The sequence below is a fragment of the Pseudomonas sp. PAMC 25886 genome (assembly GCF_000242655.1).
Taxonomy (GTDB): domain Bacteria; phylum Pseudomonadota; class Gammaproteobacteria; order Pseudomonadales; family Pseudomonadaceae; genus Aquipseudomonas.
In genome coordinates, this window is record NZ_AHHC01000050.1 from 245743 (window position 1) to 266719 (window position 20977).

Genomic DNA, 20977 nt, shown 5'->3' on the forward strand with positions numbered 1-20977 from the left:
CGCAGCCTCGCTAAAGCTCGACAACGCTCACATTTGGCCTTGCCCTGCCACACCTGTGACAGAACGTCGCAGATTACGCCCGCAGGCAGGGGTTGTTAGAATGCCACGCTCTCCTCGCCTGATTTAACGCTTCGTGGTACCCAGGCGCTTCACAGGATGCACAGTTGATGAGTACGTTATTCACCCGCCGCAAGGTCCTCACCGGCATGGGATTGCTGGGCCTGGGCCTGCTGGCCGGCTGTGACAACAGCCCGAAACTGAACTTCAAGTACGGCAAGGATCTGAGCGACAAGATCATGGGCCGTACCTTCAAGCTCAAGAACACCGACGGTGAAACCGTCACCTTGAGTTCCTTCCGCGGCTTGATGCCAGTGGTGTTCTTCGGCTTCACCCAGTGCCCGGCCGTGTGCCCGACCACCCTGGCGCGCATGGCCCAGGCGAAAAAACTGATGGGCCGCGACGGCAAGATCATGCAGGTGGTGTTTATCACCCTCGATCCCGAGCGCGACACTCCCGAGATTCTCGACGCCTACGTCAAGGCCTTCGACCCGAGCTTCAAGGCGCTGTACGGCACCCCGGAAGAAATCGCCGTGGCCGCCAAGGAATTCGGGATCTTTTATGAAAAGATCCCCGCCGGCGACAGCTACACCCTCTCCCACACCGCCACCAGCTTTGTGTTCGACACCCGGGGCACCCTGCGCCTGGGCCTGTCCGCTTCGCTTAACGCCAAAGAGTGCGCAGAAGACCTGCTCACCGTCATGGAGGTCTGCTAATGACTGCCGTTCAACACTTCAAGCGCATCGCCCTCGGTCTCTCCCTGCTGGGCCTCGCGGCACACGCCAGTGCACAGGCAGTGGTCACCGACGCCTGGGTACGCGCCTCGGTACCGGGCCAACCGTCCAGCGGCGCCTTCATGACCGTGACGGCCGACACCGACAGCAAACTGCTCAGTGTGGCGTCGCCGGTCGCCAAGACCGTGCAGATTCATGAGATGACCATGAAGGACGACGTGATGCGCATGGGCCCGGTGGAGTCGGTGCCGTTGCCGGCCGGCAAGGCCGTGAAGCTCGACCCGGACGGTTATCACGTGATGCTGATCGACCTCACTGCCCAGATCAAGGAAGGCGACCAGGTGCCGCTGACCGTCACCGTGGAAAATGCCAAGGGTGAAAAGCAGCTGATTGAAGTCAAGGCCGAAGCCCGTGCGTTGAATGCGATGGAAACGATGGATCACAGCAAGATGCATTGATCGCCGTTACTTGTGGTGAGGGGGCTTGTCCCCCGTTGGGCTGCGTAGCGGCCCCAAAAAAAGCGGGAGCGCTGCGCACTCCAACGGGGGACAAGCCCCCTCGCTACAGGACAAGCCCCCTCACCACAGCGAAACACCCTCATATTTAAAACCTCTCGCTTCAACACTTTCTATATATTTTCAATCTGCAAAACAACTCGTTAGCCTGCGCAAGCCGGACGCGTCTCCCTGTCGCCGTCCTGCCAAATAATTCTAAAAACAAGCAGCAGACAACGGGAATAACAATGAACAAATCCCCCATTACCCTGGGACTGACTTCGGCCACCCTCGGTTTGACCCTTGCCTTCCCTACCTTTGCCGAAGCTGACTTTTTCAAAGACAGCAAGGCCGACCTCGAATTTCGCAACTTCTACTTCAACAGCGATTACCGCCAGCCCAACGCGAGCCAGTCCAAACGCGATGAGTGGGCCCAAGGGCTGATCCTCAATTACCAGTCGGGTTATACCGAAGGCCTGGTGGGCTTTGGCCTCGATGCCATCGGCCTGCAGGGCCTGAAACTGGACTCCAGCCCCGACCGTCAAAACACCGGCCTGCTCCCCGTGGGCGAGGACGGCGCGCCGGACAGCTACAGCCGAATGGGCGCCACGGCCAAGGCGCGCATCTCCAAAAGCGTGCTGAAATTCGGCACGTTGATCCCCAAGCTGCCGACTGTGCTGCCCAACGACGGCAGGCTGCTGCCCCAGACGTTTCGCGGCACCCAACTGACCAGCCAGGACATCGCCGGCCTGACCTTCGACGCCGGGCGCCTGACCAGCAACACCCTGCGCAACGACAGCGGCCATGCCGACATCGAAGTCGATGGCAAAGGCATCAAGGGCGCCGTGCCCAGCGATAAATTCGACTTCGCCAGTGCCAGCTACGCCTGGACCAAAACCCTCGTCACCGGCTACCACTACGCCAACCTTGAGAACAACTACAAGCAACACATCTTCAACCTGGTCCACACCCTGCCGTTGGGCGACGCCCAGTCGTTCAAGACCGACCTGCGATACGCCGACTCCAGCAAGGAAGGCAACAGCAACATCGACAACCAGGCCTTCGGCGCCAAGTTCACCTACAGCATCCATGGCCACTCGTTCGGCGCCGCCTACCAGCGCATGAAAGGCACCACCGGCTTCCCCCACCTGGACGGCACCGACTCCTACCTCGTGAACTACGTGATGATCTCGCCGGACTTCGCCAACCCCGAGGAAAAGTCCTGGCAGGCCCGCTACGACTATGACTTCGCCGCCCTCGGCATCCCCGGGCTGACCTTCATGACCCGCTACCTCAAAGGCGACAACTTCGTGCGGACTCGCACCCTGGAAGGCACCGAGTGGGAGCGCAATACCGATATCGGCTACGTGTTCCAGAGCGGTGCCCTGAAGAACCTTGAAGTGAAATGGCGCAATGGCACGTATCGCAGCAATGGCAGCGGCAGCGATATCGACCAGAACCGCTTTATCGTCAGCTACACCCTGCCCTTGCTGTGATTTTTCCCGGAGCGTTGCACATGAATACCAAAAAAAGCCTGATCCACCTGGCCGTCGCCTTTGCCCTGTTCAGCAGTTACGGCGCCTACGCCGCCGACACCGGTGCGTTGCCCTGCAAGACCACCGAAGAGTGCGCGGCCCAGGCGGCCAAAGTCGGCGCCACGCCAGGTTCTTCGCAAACGGCCCACAAGGCCAAGGGTGACCCGACCCAAACCCAGTTCGCCTGGCTGAACCGCATCAACAAAGCCTCGATCGTGATGCTCACCGAAGAAGGCATCGTGAAACCGGACATGGGCCACAAGATCGCCGGCGGTGTACGTTTTGCCATCGACCAGGCCGACCAGCCCGACGGCAAACGCCCGGAAGACGTGCTGCAACTGGAAAAAATCATGACCGACAAAATCGGTCCGGAAGCCTCCCTGATCCACTCCGGCCGCAGCCGCCAGGACATGCTCGCCACCTACCGCCTGGCCAAACTGCGCTCACAGGTATTGGCCTACAGCGACGCACTGAACGCCACCCGCCAACGCATCCTGAACATCGCCGACAAGAACATCGACACCCTGGTGCCCGCCTACACCAACGGCGTGCAGGCCATGCCCATCAGCTATGCGCACTACCTACTGGCGTTCGAAGCCGCGTTTGACCGTGACGGCCAGCGCATCCGGGAACTCTACACCCGCCTCAACCAGAGCCCGATGGGCACCGCGGTGCTGGCGAACTCCGCCTACCCGCTGAACCGCGAACGCCTGGCCGAGTTGCTGGGCTTTGACGGCGTGCGGGAAAACTCCCTGGACTCGAGCCAGGTGTCGACCTATGACATCCCGATCGAAGCGGCCAACCTGGCGGCGTCTTCGGCGATCCGCATCGGCGCAATGATTGGCGATATCCATACCCAATACCATCAGATCCGCCCATGGCTGCTGCTGGACGAAGAGTCCACCTACACCAGCAGTGCAATGCCGCAAAAACGCAACCCGGGCTTGTTGATGCGCACCCGCGAATCGGCCTCGGATGTGGTGGGCCTGGCGCAAACCGTGACCTTGCGCGCGCATAACGTCACCACCGGCATGACCGACTACAAGTTCGCGTTTGATTCACTGGGCCTGTTCCAGTCCACCGACGAGATGTTCAAAAGCATGGATGCCGTGCTGGATGCGCTGCAAATCAACCCGCAGCGTGCGCTGGATGAACTGGAGTCGGAGTGGACCACGTCGATGGAGCTGGCCGATACCCTGGAGCGTCAGTTCAAGGTGCCGTTCCGCATTGGCCACAGCTTCGCTTCGTTGATCGTCACCGAGGCGCGCAGCAACGGCACCACTCCGAAGACCTTCCCGTATGCAGACGCGCAGAAGCTGTACACCCAGGCAGCGGACAAATACAAATGGACACCGAATGCCTTGCCGCTGGATGAGGCGGGTTTCCGTGCGGCGCTGTCGCCGACGACGATGGTCAAGACCCGTAAAGGGACGGGTGGGCCGCAGCCGGAAGAGGTCAAGCGGATGTTGGTGGAAGCGCGCAAGAACCTCGACGCAGACCAGAGCTGGTTGAAGGAACGACGTGAGAAATTGAAAGGTGCGGAAGGCAATCTGGACAAGGCCTTCGACAAGTTGCTGAACGCCAAGGGCTGAAATGCAATCTGAATGTGGGAGCCCGCTCCCACATTTGACCGAGTATGGGGCTGGACATTGTGTTTGGCTCAGTGCCTCAGCTCCCGCTTCAATACCTCACGATCAATCGCCCCCTGCCACCCGCAAATCGCCAGGCACGCCACACAATTGCCCAGCACATTGGTCAACGACCGACACTTCATCAGCCGCTCCACTCCCAACAACAATCCCACCCCTTCCAGCGGCACCAGTTGCAGGATGTTCAAGGTGGCAATCAAAGTAAACAACGCCGAGCCCGCCACGCTGGTGGACCCAAGCGAGGTGAACAGGCAGATCACCAGCACCGCCAGCAACTCGGGCACGGCAATCTCCACACCGGCCAGATGCGCCAGGAACATGATGGCGGTGGTCAGGTAAATATTGGTGCCCGCCAAATTGAAGGTATAACCGGTGGTCAGCACCAGGCGCACTAATTGGCGATCACAGCCCAACGCCTCAAGTTTGCTCACACAACCGGGAAGTGCAGCCACTGACGAGCCGGTAAACGTCACCAACAACAACTCTTCTTTCAAGTAAACAATGAGCCGAGTCAATTTAACGCCGAGCAGGCGTGTAATCGTGGCGAACACTAAAATAACGAAAACGGCGCACGCCAGATAAATAACCACAATGAACTTCAAGAGCGGCAACACCGAACTTAAACCGTACTTTCCCACCACAAATGCCATCGCACCGAACGCCGCCAACGGTGCGAATTTCAAGATAACCCGCAGCAACCAGAACAACCCGGCGACGGCTGCTTCCAGCCAGCCCAGGCAGCGGTTGCCGACCTGGCCGCCACGCCCCAGCACCAGCCCGCACAGCACCGCCACCAGCATCACCTGCAGCACCAGGCTTTGGGTGAACACCTTGTAGAGACTGGACGAAATCGAGGTCATCGACAGCTCGTGCAGCAGTGTTTCCGGCGCGACGGGCGGTGTCAGGTGATCAAAATCCAGATTGGCCACCGCCCCATGATCGAGATTGAACAGCCACCCCGTCGCCATCCCCAGCAGCAACGCGGCCAGGGACATCAGCTGAAAATACAGGACAATTCGGCCCACGACATGCCGGTGGTGGGGTTCGCGCTTGATCCCGGCGACACCGGTCGATACCAGCACAAACAACAGAAACGGCATCAATAAACCAACCACTTTTATAAAGGTGTCACTGAGCAGTTTCATCTCAACCGCGACACCCGGATAAAACAGCCCTAACACCATGCCAAGTGCAATGGCAATCAAAATAGGCAGGGTGGCGTTATTGAAAAATCGGCTCGACATCAATGCTCCATGGTCTTTTTATTTATTGTTATTGTCGGATCAGGCCACTTTCGGCATATTGGTCGCCAAGGCGCATCAGGCCACAAATAATAAAGTCTTGTCACGGGATATACCACCATGGAACTTCGCCATTTACGTTATTTCATCATGGTGGCCGAAGAGCGACATTTCACCCGCGCCGCCGCCCGCCTGAACATGCAGCAACCGCCCCTCAGCCAACAGATTCGCGCCCTGGAGCAAGAGCTGGGGTTCGACCTGTTCAAGCGTCACCCCAAGGGCGTCGACCTGACCGCCGGCGGCCTGGTGTTTCTCGATGAAGCGCGGACCATCCTCGCCCGTGTCGAGCAAGGCTCGCTCAAGGCTGCGCGCGCCGCCCAGGGCATCGAAGGCACCCTGGTCATCGCCTTCACCAGCTCCGCCGCCGCTCACCCGCTGATCCCGCGAATCATCCGCGCCTACCGCGAGCAATACCCCGGCGTGGAACTCTCGATCAACGAAGGCAGCGCCCGGGAAGTCACCGAAGACACCATCGAAAAACGCATCGACATCGGCATCCTGCGCGCCCCGGTGGGCGACCACCAGAGCCTGACGTTTCACCGCCTGCTCAACGAAGAAATGCTGCTGACCCTGCCCGTCGGGCACCCTTTGCTCAAGGGTGCCGAGCCCAAGATCACCATGGCCGACCTCAAAAACGAACGCTTCATCCTGGTCCGCCGCCCCGGCGCACCGGGGATGTACGCCAACCTGATCAAGGCCTGCCAGAACGCCGGCTTCGAGCCGAAGATTGCCTTTGAAGTGGAGCGCATGCTGACCAACGTCAGCCTGGTGGCCGCCGGTGAGGGCATCTCGGTGGTGCCGGCGTCGATGCGCGATGTGCACCGCGAAAGCGTGGTGTACTGCCGGATCAGCGATGCGCGACCAAGGTTGCTGGCGCCGATCACCCTGGTGCGGCGCACGTTCAATCCGTCGGCGCCGTTGCAGAACTTCATTGGATTGGCGCGGGAGTTGGCGGGGGTTTACCGCAAGGGGTGAGGGCCGATAAAACGTCAATCCACCACAAACAACTTCGCCCCGATGGCCGTGGATGATCGATGCCCTTCCATGTCATTGCCCACCTGATAACTCATCCCGGCCGTCAGCGTGAACTGCCGGCCGTCCTCCAGTTCGGTGTGCAACTCGCCCTCGAGGCACAGCAGGATATGCCCGCGCCAACACCAGTGATCGGCGAGGTAACCGGCGCTGTATTCGACCATGCGCACGCGGGTTGAACCGAACTGGCAGGTGCGCCAATACGCGCTGCCGGTTTCGCCGGGATGCAGCACCGGTTCGAGGGTCGACCAGTCGATGGTGCCAAAGGGAATTGCGGTCAGGTTCATGAGGGTCTCGTCGGTGAATGCAGATGGTCAGAACCTACTGAACAGGTGCGCACAGCGATAGAGACAGATCCACTGCATTTGCGGGATACAGTATCCTGCACCCTCCTCCGCATGGACGCCCGTCGATGAAGATCGATCCATCCTTTGTTGTGCATGAGACCGAGCATTGGCTGCTCAATCATCACCTGTCATCCGCACTGCCGGGCTACCTGATGCTGGGTGCCAAGGCGCCGGCCCACTCACTGGCGGACATGCCCGAGGCGGCGCTCGCAGAGCTGGGTGGGTTATTGGCCAAAACCCAGCGAATCATGGAGGCGCAACTGCAACCCAAATGGCTTTACATCAGCCGGTTCGGGCATATGCCGGGCTTCCCGCTGCACTTTCATTTCATTCCGGTTTACGAGTGGGTGGAAGCGTTGTTCTGGGGGGATGAGCGCTATCGGGTGTTGCAGAGTTTCGGGGTGCCGCAGCAGGCTACCGACGGAGCCGAACTGACATTTTTTATCTGGCGAGAGTTTGGTGAGAGCCCTACTCCACCGGCGGTACAAGGCCCCGCTGTAGACCAGGTGATCAAGCGTTTGCGTGGGGCATTCAAGACATAACCTGTGGCGAGGGGGCTTGTCCCCCGTTGGGCTGCGCAGCAGCCCCAAAACAGTCACTGAGTTCTGCCTGCAAGACCGCAGTCGCCTTATTGGGGCCGCTTCGCAGCCCAACGGGGGACAAGCCCCCTCACCACAGCAAGCCCCATCGCCACAGGTTTTTTTGGGGTGTCAGTGCGAACGGTACAGGTATTTGCGCATCGGAATACACGCCAGCTGCAACCCCGATGGCGAATGGTAGATCGCCTGTTCGCTGCCCACATAGCCGTGCCGCCGGTAAAAATTCGCCGCGTTCAACGTCGCGTCCAGGATTACTTCCTCGACCTCCAATTCCCGCGCCAACGCCTCCAGATACGCCACCATCTGCTTGCCAATCCCGCGTCCGGTAAACCCGGGCAACACGAACAGCGCTCCGATTTCGTTATTCGCCAGGTCCAGCATGCCGGTAGCCACCGGCTCACCGTTGATACATCCCAGGTAAAAATGCTTGTCCATCAGCGTGTCATAACCATCCTCGGCGCAGCCCCGGGTCCACAGCATCATCTGTTCCGACGTATAGGCGCCGATGCATTGGCTGCGTATGGCCAACAAGCGAATATCAAACGCGGTCTGTGCATCGTCCTGCGTGGCGCGTCTTATCTCGAGCATCTGTCCCTCCATGGACATCAGGCGTTCTCGTCACCCGGTCGGGTAAACGAATAGCGGTCAATATCGGTCCTCAACTGCCAGCCCTGGCCTTGCCAATAACGAGCGGCGCTGTCATTGGTCTTGAACACATCCAGGTGACATTTGCGAATGCCGAGCTGCGCAAGGCTGTTGAGGCAACGCTCAACCAGCGCATTCGCAATACCCTGGCGCCGATACTCCGGCAACACCAGCAGGTGCTGCAAATAGCCCCGACGGCCATCGTGCCCGCACATCACGCACGCCACCAGCCGACCCTCTACCTCGGCCACGAAACTCATGCCGGGATTGCGCTCCAGGTAACGCTCGGTGGCCTCGCGGGAGTCGGCATCGCGCAGGGAGATGCCGGGGGTGTTGCGCATAAGGTCGGTGACGGCGTCGTAGTCGTCGAGGGTCATAGTGCGGATCTCGGGCATAGCGCGGTGCCTATGGGTATGGGTTGGCTGTCAGCAAGGTATCAAATCAAACATGACAGGGTCCGGAAATAGAGCGAAAAATTATGGCTTAACGCCATTACCTGTCAAAAATCGATCTACTCTCAATACGCCATTCACCTACACAACCCAAGGAAGAGAGGCTGAACATGCGCTTAATACTGCTTTTTTTAATAATGGGCACGCTAGCGGGATGTCAGTTTTTTGAGGTTTTAACTACCAAAAAAATCGAGCCGCAAGCCAATCCAAAAGATGAAGTCTATCTCCAGCTGTTGGTGGCGGATAACACTGATAGCCCGCCCTGGCTCCCAAAAGAAATCACTAAGACTTGTGCAACACCGCGGCAGGCTGATTTAGCGCCGGCGATCTGGGCACCAATCGCGGGCAAGCTCGCCTTCGATCTCGTCGTAGAGAAAATGAGCAGCTATGTCAAAGAGACGAAGGAGCGATCAAACAAAAGTTACTCGGTCAAAGGCGTGTTTCTATCATCCACGCTCCGCAAAACCAATTGCATTGTCATGTATCGCGGCGTGATTCCAGCAGGCGAGGAAGAAAGGAAGAACTGGAACCCTAGCGCTGCCTTTGTCGCGCAACTCGAATGGGCCGGCCCCTCGGCATTTGTGATGAAGCCGCTGCTTGTGATTGCACAAAACAGTGTGTCACTCACGAAGTACCCATCCAATGACTCGGCTGCCGACAAAGGGAAAGGCAGCATTTCCATGTCACTGGCCATGGCGGAGTCAGCGGTGGTGCAAGACGCGGCAGGCGTTTGGCATTTACGCCCGTTGGGAACAGCGGCCATCACCGTACCTGATGTTCCCTTGCACACACCGCCAAAATTCATCGTTCCCATAGATCAACGAAGCTCGGAACTGCTGCCTGCTCCGGATCAAGACGTAGCGGTTCAGCTTTCGCTGGCCATCACCGAATCCGGAAATGTCGTAGGTGATGCGGACGCCGCGCAAGCTGAAATCAAAGCCATTGCAGCCGCAATTGGACCGGGGCTGGAAGCGGAAATCACACGGCATTACAAAGAAGACTGACCCCCGCCCACCCACACTCGCAAAGGCCGCACCGCGGCCTTTGCGACAGCACCGATCCAAGCCTCCCCCCAAAAAGCAGGCACGTTCTGCATTCGATATTTATGCTCACTTCCCAGCTTAATAATATTTTATTAAAAACCGCCCTCCCCCTAGCCTTGAAGCCATGCCCAAGCTGAATCCAACTGCATTACGCAAGGACAGACACATGACTCAAGCAATAACAAAAACAGACACGCTGGTGGTGGGAGCCGGTCAGGCTGGCGTCGCCATGAGCGAGCACCTGAGCAAGCAAGGCGTGCCGCACCTGGTGCTGGAGCGCAGCCGTATCGCCGAGCGCTGGCGCACCGGCCGTTGGGATTCGCTGGTTGCCAACGGCCCCGCCTGGCACGACCGTTTTCCGGGCCTGGCCTTCGATAACGTCGCCCCCGATGGCTTTGCGCCAAAAGAGCGGGTGGCGGATTACTTCGAAGCCTATGCACGCAAGTTCAATGCGCCGATTCGCACCGGCGTGGACGTGACATCCGTGGTGCGCAATGTCGGTCGCCCAGGCTTTACTATCCACACCAGCGAAGGCGTGATCGAAGCCAACCGTGTGGTGGCGGCGACCGGGCCGTTCCAGAAGCCGGTGATTCCGGCGATTGCGCCTAAAGACACTGCGCTGCACCAGATCCACTCCGCGGACTACCGCAACCCCGCCCAACTGCCGACTGGCGCCGTGCTGGTGGTGGGTGCGGGTTCCTCCGGGGTACAGATTGCCGATGAACTGCAACGCTCCGGCCGCCAGGTGTACCTGTCGGTCGGCGCCCACGACCGCCCACCGCGTGCCTATCGCAACCGCGATTTCTGCTGGTGGCTGGGGGTGCTGGGCGAGTGGGACCAGGCGGCGATGAAACCCGGCCGCGAGCACGTGACCATTGCGGTAAGCGGCGCCCACGGCGGCAAGACCATCGACTTCCGTGAGCTGGCCCAGCAAGGCATGACCCTGGTTGGCCTGACCCAATCCTTCAACGGCAGCGTTGCGAGCTTCCAGCCCAATCTGGTGGACAACCTGGCGCGCGGCGATGAGAACTACCTGGCCCTGCTGGATGCGGCGGATGCCTATATCGAACGCAACGGCCTCGACCTGCCGGTAGAGCCTGAAGCGCGCCGCGTGTTTCCCGATGCCGAGTGCATCAAGCACCCGATTCTTGAACTGGACCTGGCCAAGGCCGGTATCACCTCAATCATCTGGGCCACCGGTTTTGCCGTGGACTACAGCTGGCTGAAAGTCGATGCGTTTGACGCCGCCGGCAAGCCGCAGCACCAGCGCGGCGTGGCCAGCGAGTCGGGCATCTACTTCCTCGGTTTGCCATGGCAGTCGCGCCGGGGCTCGTCGTTTATCTGGGGCGTTTGGCATGACGCCAAATACGTGGCCGACCATATCGCCATCCAGCGCCAATACCTTGAGTACCGCGAACCCGCGCCGGTTGTTCACACCTCACCTGTCAGCGCCTGATCACTTATTTCTGGAGTTTTTTTGATGCCTACTCACACTCGCATCCGCATGTTCAACACCAAGGAAACCTACCCTAACCAGAGCCTGGACAACGACCTGTGCCAGGCCGTACGCGCCGGCAATACGGTGTATGTGCGTGGCCAGGTGGGCACCGATTTCGACGGCAACCTGGTGGGCCTCGGCGACCCACGCGCCCAGGCCGAGCAGGCCATGCGCAACGTCAAGCAATTGCTGGAAGAAGCCGGCAGTGACCTGAGCCACATCGTCAAGACCACCACCTACCTGATCGACCCGCGCTACCGCGAGCCGGTGTACCAGGAAGTCGGCAAGTGGCTCAAGGGTGTGTTCCCGATCTCCACCGGGCTGGTGGTGTCGGCTTTGGGCCAGCCACAATGGCTGATGGAAATCGATGTGATCGCCGTTATTCCCGAATAAGGAGCTGCACATGACCTTTTCAATCGTCGCCCGTTGCGCGGACACCGGCCAGATGGGCATTGCCATCAGCTCATCGAGCATTGCCGTGGGCGCCCGTTGCCCATGGCTGCGGCCCGGCGTGGGTGCGGTCTCGACCCAGAACATCACCCTGCCGGCCCTGGGCCCGGACGTGCTCGACTTGCTGGAGCAAGGCCTTGCCCCCGCCGACGCTGTCGATAAAGCCCTGACCCGCAACGGCTACAGCCAATACCGGCAACTGACGGCGATTGATCACCTGGGCCGCACCGTGCATTTCAGCGGCAGCGAAACCCTCGGCACCCATAACGCGGTGTCGGGCGAACAGTGCGTGGCCGCCGGCAATATGCTCGCCGACCGCGCGGTGATCGAGGCGATGGTCAAGGCTTTCGAGCAAGGCGAAGGCCAATTGGCAGACCGACTGCTGGCCGCGATGCACGCGGCCATCGACGCCGGCGGTGAAGCCGGGCCGGTGCACTCGGCAGCGTTGGTGGTGGTGGGCGAGCTGACCTGGCCGATCATCAACCTGCGGGTAGACTGGGCCGATGAGCAGCCGATCGCCGAGCTGCAAAAGCTCTGGGACGCGTATCGCCCGCAAGTGCAGGACTACATCGACCGCGCCCTCGCCCCCGACCGTTCCCCGGGCTACGGCGTGGCCGGAGACGACCGATGAGCACCAGCCGCGAACTGCTGCAGACGCTGGTGGGGTTCGATACCACCAGCCGCGAATCCAACCTGATGTTGATCGAGTTTGTGCGCGACTACCTGGCGGGCTTCGATGTCGCCAGCGAGTTGGTCTACAACGAAGAACGCAGCAAGGCCAATCTGTTCGCCACCCTCGGCTCGGCGAATGTGCCCGGGATTGTGCTGTCGGGGCACACCGATGTGGTGCCGGTGGATGGCCAGCCGTGGACGTTGCCGCCGTTTGAGTTGACCGAGCGCGACGGCAAGCTGTTTGGCCGGGGCACAGCGGACATGAAGGGGTACATCGCCTGTGTGCTGGCGCTGGTGCCGGCACTGGTCGAGGCCAACTTGCGCATGCCGGTGCATATCGCCCTGTCTTACGATGAGGAAGTCGGCTGCCTCGGGGTGCGTTCGTTGCTCAAGGTGCTGGAGCAATGGCCGGTGAAACCGCTGCTGTGCATTATCGGCGAGCCCACCGAGCTGAAACCGGTGCTCGGTCACAAGGGCAAGCTGGCGATGCGCTGTGATGTGCATGGCGAGGCCTGCCACTCGGCCTATGCGCCTTCCGGGGTGAATGCGATCGAGTATGCGGCCGAGCTGATGGGTGAGCTGGGCCGGATTGGCCAGCGCCTCAAGGCCCATCAGGACGAGCGCTTCGACCCGCCGTTCAGCACCGTGCAAACCGGGGTGATTTCCGGCGGCAAGGCGTTGAATATCGTGCCGGCTGATTGCCGCTTCGACTTTGAAGTGCGCGCCCTGCCCTCGATGGACCCGGGCGAAGTGGCTGAGGAGCTGCAAGCCTATGCGATGCAGCAGGTGTTACCGCGGATGCAGGCGGTGAGCCGGCAGAGTTCGATTCGCTTCAGTGAGTTGTCGGCGTATCCGGGGCTGGCCACCGATCAGCGCAGCCAGGCGGCGGAGCTGATTGCGGCGTTTTCCGGCTCGCGGGCATTTGGCACCGTGGCGTTTGGGACTGAGGGTGGGCTGTTTGATGCGGCGGGCATTCCGACCGTGGTGTGCGGGCCTGGGAGCATGGACCAGGGGCATAAGCCGGATGAGTTTGTGAGCGTTGAACAACTGAAGGGTTGCGACGATATGCTGCAGCGGATGTTGCTCTCGATCCGTACCTGATTCCCCAAACAACTCAAATCAACTGTGGGAGCCGGGCTTGCCCGCGATGGCGGTGTATCAGCCAGCAGATTTGCAAACTGATCCACCGCCATCGCGGGCAAGCCCGGCTCCCACATTTTTGGTTTTGTGTCTAACCCAGTAACCGCGCCAGCTCTTCGCGGCAGTAGTCCACAAACAACTGCACCGGCTTGGTCAACGGTGCCCGCCGCAACCACACCGCCGACAGCCCCGACCCCGTCACCGTCTCCGCCAACGGCACACACACCACCTTCTGCCCGTCATAGGTGTATTCGGTAAACGGCTTGGTCACCAGAATCGAAAACCCGAACCCCCTGCCCACCATGCCGCGCACCATCTCGATCGACGGCGAGCTGAATACAATATTCGGCGTCAACCCGCGCTCTTCAAAGATGCTCACGAAGTACGTCCGGCTCGGCAGCACGTCCAGCAAAATCATCGGCTCCAGCACCAGGTCCGCCAACGACACCTTGGCCTGCTGCGCAAAGCGGTGATCCGCCGGCAACAACGCATACGGCTGCTGCGGCGGCATCAACGGCGTGGTCTCGATGGTGCCACCCAAGTCATGCTCGAACAGCATCGCCACATCGATACTGCCCGCGGTCAGCGCCTGTACCAGCTCCTGCTGCTCGCCGTCGCGAATACGGATTTCCACCCCTGGCCACAGCGCCTTGAAGCCGGCAATCAAACGCGGCAAATACAGCGGCGCCACGGTTTCAAAGCAGCCGATGTCGATCTGCCCGGCCACCACGTCGTTGTCGGCGAGGGCGTTCTGCTCAAATTCATGGGCCACCCGCAGCAGCTCCAGGGCCTTGCGATAAAACCGTGCACCACTGGGGGTCAGCGACACCCCTTGCGCGTGATGCCGGATAAACAGCTGCACGCCAAAGCTGTCTTCCAGTTGCTTGATGGCCGTCGACACCGACGGTTGCGCGATATAGAGCTTGCGCGAGGCCTCTGCCACGCTGCCGCACTCGGCGGTGGTTACAAAATATCTGAGCTGACGCAGGTTATAGGCCGCCATCGGGACCTCCATAAACGTGGGATTTCGCCCCAAACAAGTGCGTGAAAATCGGCTTTTTCACACTGATTCAAGTACATGCAACATACCGGAGCAAAAAATCACGCGAGATACTTTTTTTAAGGTCTATAGCAACAAACTTACTAATTTACCTCCCCGTGGCCATTGCACATGATCACTCCAACAACAAAAGCGACGCACACGCGCCGCCCAGCGAAGTACGTCAACGTACTCACCTTGCCTTGGAGCTCGTCATGGTCACCACTGCAACATCCTCCGCCCCGCTTATCGAAAAACACACGATTGGATACGTGCCCCCGGAAGATCGCCACGGAAAGGTAAGAGACCTGTTCACCCTGTGGTTCGGCGGCAACATCGCGCCGCTGCCCATCGTCACTGGCGCCCTGGCGGTGCAACTGTTCGGCCTGAACCTGGTGTGGGGCATCATCGCGATCCTCGTCGGCCACCTCGTCGGCGGCGTGCTGATGGCGCTGCACTCGGCCCAGGGCCCGCAAATGGGCATCCCGCAAATGATCCAGAGCCGCGCCCAGTTCGGCTCCCTCGGTGCGCTGCTGGTGGTGGTGATCGCCGGCGTGATGTACATCGGCTTCTTCGCCTCCAACATCGTGCTGGCAGGCAAATCCCTGCACGGCGTGGTGGACGTCATCCCGGTGCCGGTGGGCATCGTCATCGGCGCCATTGGCTCGGGCATCATCGGCATCATCGGCTACCGCTTCATCCACGTGCTCAACCGCATTGGCACCTGGGTGCTGGGCGCGGGCATCGTGCTGGGTTTCGGCTACATCTTCACCCACGTGCAAACGGCCGACTTCCTGACGCGCGGTAACTTCAACATCTCCGGCTGGCTGGCCACCGTGTCGCTGGCGGCGCTGTGGCAAATCGCGTTTGCGCCGTACGTCTCGGACTATTCCCGCTACCTGCCGGCGGACGTGCCGGTGGCGTCGACGTTCTGGACTACTTACCTGGGCACCGTGCTGGGTTCCAGCCTGTCGTTCATCTTTGGTGCCGTGGCGGTACTGGCAACGCCGGTCGGCATGGACACCATGGACGCGGTCAAACTCGCGACCGGCTCCATTGGCCCGCTGATGCTGTTGCTGTTCCTGCTCAGCGTGATCAGCCACAACGCACTTAACCTATACGGCGCGGTGCTGTCGCTGATCACCCTGGTACAAACCTTCGCCTACCGCTGGATCCCGACGGCCAAGGCGCGTGCCGTGATCTCGGTGCTGGTATTGGCCGCGTGCTCGATTGCAGCGGTGTTTGCCTCGAAAGACTTCATCGGGCACTTCGTGGACATGGTGCTGGTGCTGCTGGTGGTGCTGGTGCCGTGGACGGCGATCAACCTGATCGACTTTTATGCGATCCATAAGGGCAAGTACGACATCGGTTCGATCTTTCGGGTGGATGGCGGGATCTACGGGCGGTACAACCCTCAGGCGCTGTTGGCGTATGCGGTGGGGATTGTGGTGCAGATTCCGTTTATGAATACGCCGCTGTATGTCGGGCCGATCTCGGCACACATCAACGGGGCGGATTTGTCCTGGCTGGTGGGGTTGGTGGTGACGTCGCCGCTGTATTTCTGGTTGGCGAGTCGGGACAGTGCGTATAAGCGTCGGTTGGAGGGAGGGAAGTTGGTGGGTGGGGTTTGAAGTGAGGACCTTAGCCACTCACATATAGCTAAATACCATCACCCGATTTATATATCATTTAACTCCGAGTGGTGACTGCGTACTGAAATGCTGCTCTGTCATGGACTCAGGATCATGGCTTCTCCGCAGCTACGCGGGAGAAAACCAATAAAAAATCAATCTCCTCGAACGTCAAAGCAACAAAATGAATAGTGTCACACACTATAGGCAATATACTATTAAAAACCAATCTGCATAGTGCCGGCTAAAGTCGAATAACATAGTAAACTGACCGGAGCCCAAGGCTCCGGTTATTACCCTTAACAAAAAGCTTACGCTTATCCAATTCCAAAGACGGTGTCGGATATCACATGGAACTCATTCGATCTCCAGAACACGTCCACGAGAATAGATTTCTCGTAATCGCCCCCCACTCTCCGAATATTGCATGTTCATCAAAAACTATTTCTGGCAAAAAAAATCTGCCCCCGGCATCAAGGTACGTTGCGACCGTGTTTAACGTCGCAGATGGTAGCGGCTTGAATATAGAACAGACTTTCGGATCACAAACCGGATGGCAATCAGCAGCCGAAAATTCAGCCCGCTTTGAAAACCAGTATGTCGCCTTAATATTTAGCGGCGCAAAATCCAAACATGTCTTTTTTTGCTTGAGTGCCAAAAACATCCAAAAATCCGCTTTGAAATGCCGATATAACTCTTCGTACCATGCCTCCCCTCCTGTCAGATTAAACACCTCTTTTAGCATCGCTGGGTGAATCAAATTTTCAGCTGAATAACAATTCAAGACTACAGACTTAGAAATGACTGGCGGGGTAGTCTGATCCATAACGTATATAGGTGCCGCAGTATTAGTACCAAGCGGAGCACCATGATAATCAACATCACTATCAACCATACACAAAGTAAGATGCTTTTTCCGCCTTAAGTTTTCGTATTCCCTTGGCGTTTGGCTTCCTCCACCGGCAACGATTTCATAATTCAGAATAACATTTTGCAATTGCTGCTCGCGGTTCAATGTAAGCTTGGCAAGCGCACCATAAAAAACCCCATCGGTTCTGTTCTCCACCAAAAACCGAGGTTTAATAAACAACTCGTCCGAGTCAATGCAATCAGATGAAATCTGAATTTCCTCCTTTCCATTAGAGAGTTGAATTTTTCTAAAAACACCTGGGGCTGAAACCACTTTTATGTAGATACTGCACGCTTCAAATAATGTCAATTTACCTCTAACTCTTCTTGCTACCTTGGCTAGAGTCGCACGTGTACGCTCCCCTAGAGAGGTCAACGACATCAAGCTTTCGAGGGTGCTAATCTCAGAACATATAATATGTCGGCCGTTTTTTCTTGCGACGCACAAATTCTCCATAAAGTCAATAAAGTGTGACTTTACGTTTTCATCTGTAATAGAAGCTAAGCTGGAATCTAGATAAAAAATCATAGGGAATCCTTATGAGTCAAAAAAGCCATAAGGCCACTTCGTTAAAAATCCATTTTCATCGAACGAAGATTCCGTGATGGATGTGGTACCATCCGACTCATGCTTATCAAACAAGTAAACCCCAACATCATTTGGACTAATTGCTTTTTTATCTACTGCCTTGCCTAGCTGATTAATAAACGTCTCACTGTGCGTCTCTATAATCAACTTAATTTGAGAGTTTTTTGCAGTAACTGCCGCAATTAAAATATCTGCTAACCGCGCCTGCATTTTAGGATGCAGATGCAACTCCGGCTGTTCGATAACATAGTAAGCCGGCCCCAACCTTCTTTCACTCGTAATTGACTTCCAGATTTGTGCCAAGATTGGAACCACTTGAGAAAATCCGAAGCCCGTATCTGCCATATTAATTTTTTTATTATCTCTGTCAGAAATCAGTATAGAAACATGACCTTCCGTGCTTTTTGAGTTCACGGCGAACCCCATATACTTTTGCGTCCACTCTGAGAACGCTTTCGCCTGGCTTGCTGAAAGGCTATGTAAAAACATAGCAAGATTGGCGCCTTGTGGGTCCAACTCTTCTACCGAAAGCCCCTGAATTCTATAGTAGCGTTCAGCGGACGCCCTAATTGGGGTAACGTACTGAACCTTTCTGGTAAAGTCATTTATATAATCCCGCAACGAGTCCCATATGAATGGCAAGTTCCGTATCGTGACATATCGACTAAACTGGAGAAGCGTATCCTGTGTAATTAATTCAGATGGCACTCCTAGTGCTTTTGATAGCACCAACACATCAGCACAATCCTCATAGCCCAATCCATCAAGAGTCTTTTCACTGACGCCTTCAAAATAACCAAACTCTTTCAGAAGTTCGCTTTGCAAATCTTCGTCAAGAATAGAAGATTCAGGAGAATGTTGTGGCAGTAAAATAGGTAGAAGCCCATAGTGCAGATAGAATGCATAACCAAAATTCGCCTTGCTTAACAAATCGAGTCCATCAACCTCAAATTTTTCGAGATTAATGCCACCAGCAATAGCGATAGAAATAGCATGCTTCTGTATTTTTAGACTATATTCCGAATGCCGCTGATTATCTTTGGAAATTTTCGCAGTTATCTCTACCCTGCCCGGCCTTATTAAAGCCGACTTCTTACTTAAAGACTTATGATTAAAAAAGAAAGGACTCTCTTTTTTAACCTGCAAGTCGTTTATGACGAACGTGAAATTTATCGTCTTCTGACCCGCACCTGCCGAATTACAAGTAGCTTCTTTGAAAGAACCAAAGTCAACATACTTTCCGTACCACAACACACCTGACTTAGTTTTTTCTTGAAAACTTTGCTTCAACAGTGGAAACGCCCTAACAAAGGTACTTTTCCCAGAGCTATTTTGACCTAGAAAAACATTTATACTCTTTAGTTTTATATATCCTGTATCCTTGAGACTTCTCAAGTTTTCGATTCGAATCTCATCCACACTAAAGTCCCTTTTCTTATTTGCCACACATATAAATACGAATTATTTATAATTCCCGAAAACCACAAACTTTAAAGATATACGTAGTAGCGAACCGCATTAGAAAGCTATCGAATTGCCATCACTTTGTCGAGTGGATTTTATGTCTTGCCCTCATAACCTTTCACTATGTACGGAAAAAGCAGCTATCCCGGTAAGTAAAATCTCGTAGGTTGTTTGGTGTAAATCGTCCGGTCTGCGAACCCGCGCACAGCTACCACCCAATCTGTTTCGCAGCAGAACGGTGGTATTTCTTCTTTCTTGAGGATTTACACCATGACTACTCAACATCCGCCCCACCGCTTCACCCCCATGTCCCAAACCGCCACTGAATCCCCCGTCCTGCTCATCGATAGCGACGCACCTCTCTGCGATCTCCACGCCTGTATCAGTGAGCGCCTCAACGCAGCCCTCAAATACCTGCACCTGATGGCCTGTTCCAACGTGTCTGATTACGGTGAACAAGACACCAACACTGTCGCCGAAACCGCACGAATCCTGGTCCAGGATGTGGCGGATGTGTTTGGGGTGATTGAGCAGCGTGGGATGCATACGCCTGTAGCCAACTGATTTATTTCCAGCGTTGAGAAAACCCGCATTTGCGGGTTTTCTAGTTATGGGGCATTGCGAATATTGATAGTGTCAGGACCGCCGCCATCGCGGCCTCGCTAAAGCTCGACGGCTCCCACAGGGGATCGGGGTGTTGGTGGGGGTTTGTGTTCGGCGGTGCTGTCGGGGCGTTCTTTCTTTATCATGGGGCTGTCGTTCCATTTTCCCTCAGGAAACACAATGCCCACCCTCGCCTTCCGTAACGCCACCCCCGCAGACGCCAACCGTTGCTACGAGATCGAAATCTCGGCCTACGAAGGCGATGAAGCCGCCACCCTGGAAAAGATCGCCACGCGCATTGCCCTGTACCCGCAAGGCTTTCTGATCCTGGAGGCGGATGGCGTTGTGGTCGGTTTCATCAACTGCGGTTGCGCCAACGAAGTGGTGATGTCGGATGAGGCCTTCAAGGAGTTGGTGGGGCATTCTGCCGACGCGCCGAATGTGGTGATCATGTCGGTGGTGGTGGACCCCGCCCGGCAAGGCAAGGGCTACTCCACGCGCTTGATGACGGAGTTCGTGCAGCGCATGCAGGCGATGGGCAAGAAGACCATTCACCTGATGTGCAAGGACCGGCATGTGGACTTGTATAAACGCATGGGCTATCGCTATGTGCAGCCGTCGGCGTCTGACCATGGCGGGATGGCGTGGCATGAGATGGTGATGGATCTATGAAGCCGCATCGGATTGAGGTCGGCGATCAGCCAAACGCCGAAGCCGTGCAACGCCTTGGCAGCAGCCTCGCCGCCTTCAACGAACACATCACCGGCTCCAATGATCGGCGCCCGTTGACGGTGCTGATCAAGGATCCGGATACCGGTGAAATCCTCGGCGGTATCACCGGCAAAACTACGCTTGGGATGGCGTTCCTCGACCTGTTTCACCTGCCCGATACGTTGCGTGGTTCAGGCCTGGGCACAACCCTGTTGAAGGCATTCGAAGACGAAGCCCGTCACCGTGGTTGCCGTTCGGCGGTGCTGTACACCCTCAGTTTCCAGGCCCCGGCGTTTTACGAAAAGAAGGGCTGGGTGCGTTTTGGTGAATTCCCCTGCGATCCGGAAGGCAGCAGCCGGGTGTTCCTGAGCAAAACCCTCTGA

22 protein-coding genes are annotated in these 20977 nt (G+C 57.2%); 15 read left to right on the forward strand and 7 right to left on the reverse strand.

The genetic code is table 11. The features are described 5' to 3' along the window. Positions 1-167 precede the first annotated feature (167 nt). From MUM_RS0116655 to MUM_RS0116670, 4 genes are all read left to right on the forward strand, one after another. The gene (locus MUM_RS0116655) at positions 168-773 is read left to right on the forward strand and encodes an SCO family protein (protein WP_010171770.1); all 606 of its coding nucleotides are present in this window, start codon (positions 168-170) and stop codon (positions 771-773) included. Further along, positions 773-1249, forward strand: coding sequence for a copper chaperone PCu(A)C (locus tag MUM_RS0116660; protein ID WP_010171772.1), 477 nt, complete (start codon positions 773-775; stop codon positions 1247-1249). The genes MUM_RS0116655 and MUM_RS0116660 overlap by 1 nt, the downstream gene beginning before the upstream one ends. Positions 1250-1533: 284 nt before the next feature. Continuing rightward, positions 1534-2781, forward strand: coding sequence for an OprD family porin (locus MUM_RS0116665; protein ID WP_010171774.1), 1248 nt, complete (start codon positions 1534-1536; stop codon positions 2779-2781). Between the two features lie 20 nt (positions 2782-2801). Next, positions 2802-4412 (forward strand): argininosuccinate lyase, encoded by a 1611-nt coding sequence (locus tag MUM_RS0116670; RefSeq protein ID WP_010171776.1) that lies wholly within the window; start codon positions 2802-2804, stop codon positions 4410-4412. Between the two features lie 68 nt (positions 4413-4480). Here the strand turns inward: MUM_RS0116670 and MUM_RS0116675 are convergent, their stop codons facing one another. After that, positions 4481-5713: a cation:dicarboxylate symporter family transporter gene (locus tag MUM_RS0116675; RefSeq protein ID WP_010171778.1), complete on the reverse strand. Its 1233-nt coding sequence runs from the start codon at positions 5711-5713 to the stop codon at positions 4481-4483. Positions 5714-5830: 117 nt separating this feature from the next. On the opposite strand from MUM_RS0116675, the gene MUM_RS0116680 reads away from it, so the two are divergent. Further along, positions 5831-6745 carry a LysR family transcriptional regulator gene (locus MUM_RS0116680; protein WP_010171780.1) on the forward strand — a complete coding sequence of 305 codons (915 nt, stop codon included), beginning with the start codon at positions 5831-5833 and terminating at the stop codon, positions 6743-6745. Between the two features lie 14 nt (positions 6746-6759). Here the strand turns inward: MUM_RS0116680 and MUM_RS0116685 are convergent, their stop codons facing one another. Then, entirely contained in the window at positions 6760-7089 is a 330-nt protein-coding gene (locus MUM_RS0116685; protein WP_010171782.1) for a DHCW motif cupin fold protein, read from the reverse strand. A 125-nt stretch (positions 7090-7214) separates the two neighbouring features. Between MUM_RS0116685 and MUM_RS0116690 the strand changes: the two genes are divergently transcribed. Further along, positions 7215-7691 carry an HIT family protein gene (locus tag MUM_RS0116690; RefSeq protein WP_010171783.1) on the forward strand — a complete coding sequence of 159 codons (477 nt, stop codon included), beginning with the start codon at positions 7215-7217 and terminating at the stop codon, positions 7689-7691. A 168-nt stretch (positions 7692-7859) separates the two neighbouring features. Here MUM_RS0116690 and MUM_RS0116695 read toward each other — a convergent pair whose 3' ends face one another. Together MUM_RS0116695 and MUM_RS0116700 are read right to left on the reverse strand one after the other, a co-directional pair. Further along, positions 7860-8336 (reverse strand): GNAT family N-acetyltransferase, encoded by a 477-nt coding sequence (locus tag MUM_RS0116695; protein ID WP_010171785.1) that lies wholly within the window; start codon positions 8334-8336, stop codon positions 7860-7862. A 17-nt stretch (positions 8337-8353) separates the two neighbouring features. Continuing rightward, entirely contained in the window at positions 8354-8788 is a 435-nt protein-coding gene (locus MUM_RS0116700) for a GNAT family N-acetyltransferase (protein WP_010171787.1), read from the reverse strand. A 167-nt stretch (positions 8789-8955) separates the two neighbouring features. Here MUM_RS0116700 and MUM_RS0116705 point away from each other — a divergent pair, with 167 nt between their 5' ends. The 5 genes from MUM_RS0116705 to argE all read left to right on the forward strand — a co-directional run bounded on the left by MUM_RS0116705 (position 8956) and on the right by argE (position 13609). After that, the gene (locus MUM_RS0116705; RefSeq protein ID WP_010171789.1) at positions 8956-9849 is read left to right on the forward strand and encodes a hypothetical protein; all 894 of its coding nucleotides are present in this window, start codon (positions 8956-8958) and stop codon (positions 9847-9849) included. Between the two features lie 163 nt (positions 9850-10012). Next, a complete protein-coding gene (locus MUM_RS0116710) occupies positions 10013-11344 on the forward strand; it encodes a flavin-containing monooxygenase (protein ID WP_443216239.1) in 1332 nt (443 codons plus the stop codon). 24 nt (positions 11345-11368) lie between these two features. After that, positions 11369-11779, forward strand: coding sequence for a RidA family protein (locus MUM_RS0116715; protein WP_010171793.1), 411 nt, complete (start codon positions 11369-11371; stop codon positions 11777-11779). Positions 11780-11789: 10 nt separating this feature from the next. After that, positions 11790-12467 carry a DUF1028 domain-containing protein gene (locus MUM_RS0116720; protein ID WP_010171795.1) on the forward strand — a complete coding sequence of 226 codons (678 nt, stop codon included), beginning with the start codon at positions 11790-11792 and terminating at the stop codon, positions 12465-12467. Then, positions 12464-13609, forward strand: coding sequence for an acetylornithine deacetylase (argE, locus tag MUM_RS0116725; protein WP_010171797.1), 1146 nt, complete (start codon positions 12464-12466; stop codon positions 13607-13609). Before MUM_RS0116720 ends, argE begins: the two co-directional genes overlap by 4 nt. Positions 13610-13739: 130 nt before the next feature. Here the strand turns inward: argE and MUM_RS0116730 are convergent, their stop codons facing one another. Beyond that, entirely contained in the window at positions 13740-14651 is a 912-nt protein-coding gene (locus MUM_RS0116730; RefSeq protein ID WP_010171799.1) for a LysR substrate-binding domain-containing protein, read from the reverse strand. 251 nt (positions 14652-14902) lie between these two features. Here MUM_RS0116730 and MUM_RS0116735 point away from each other — a divergent pair, with 251 nt between their 5' ends. Continuing rightward, a complete protein-coding gene (locus MUM_RS0116735) occupies positions 14903-16318 on the forward strand; it encodes a purine-cytosine permease family protein (protein ID WP_010171800.1) in 1416 nt (471 codons plus the stop codon). A gap of 346 nt (positions 16319-16664) precedes the next feature. On the opposite strand, the gene MUM_RS1000000134200 is transcribed toward MUM_RS0116735, so the two are convergent. Further along, positions 16665-17756, reverse strand: coding sequence for a hypothetical protein (locus MUM_RS1000000134200; RefSeq protein ID WP_141629515.1), 1092 nt, complete (start codon positions 17754-17756; stop codon positions 16665-16667). A 9-nt stretch (positions 17757-17765) separates the two neighbouring features. Continuing rightward, on the reverse strand, positions 17766-19235 hold the full coding sequence (locus MUM_RS1000000132835; protein WP_010171802.1) for an AAA family ATPase: 1470 nt from the start codon (positions 19233-19235) through the stop codon (positions 17766-17768). A 315-nt stretch (positions 19236-19550) separates the two neighbouring features. On the opposite strand from MUM_RS1000000132835, the gene MUM_RS0116745 reads away from it, so the two are divergent. From MUM_RS0116745 to MUM_RS0116755, 3 genes are all read left to right on the forward strand, one after another. Next, complete coding sequence (locus MUM_RS0116745) at positions 19551-19844, forward strand: hypothetical protein (RefSeq protein ID WP_010171805.1); 294 nt, start codon at positions 19551-19553, stop codon at positions 19842-19844. 219 nt (positions 19845-20063) lie between these two features. Next, positions 20064-20555 (forward strand): GNAT family N-acetyltransferase, encoded by a 492-nt coding sequence (locus tag MUM_RS0116750; RefSeq protein ID WP_010171807.1) that lies wholly within the window; start codon positions 20064-20066, stop codon positions 20553-20555. Further along, complete coding sequence (locus MUM_RS0116755; RefSeq protein ID WP_010171808.1) at positions 20552-20977, forward strand: GNAT family N-acetyltransferase; 426 nt, start codon at positions 20552-20554, stop codon at positions 20975-20977. Before MUM_RS0116750 ends, MUM_RS0116755 begins: the two co-directional genes overlap by 4 nt.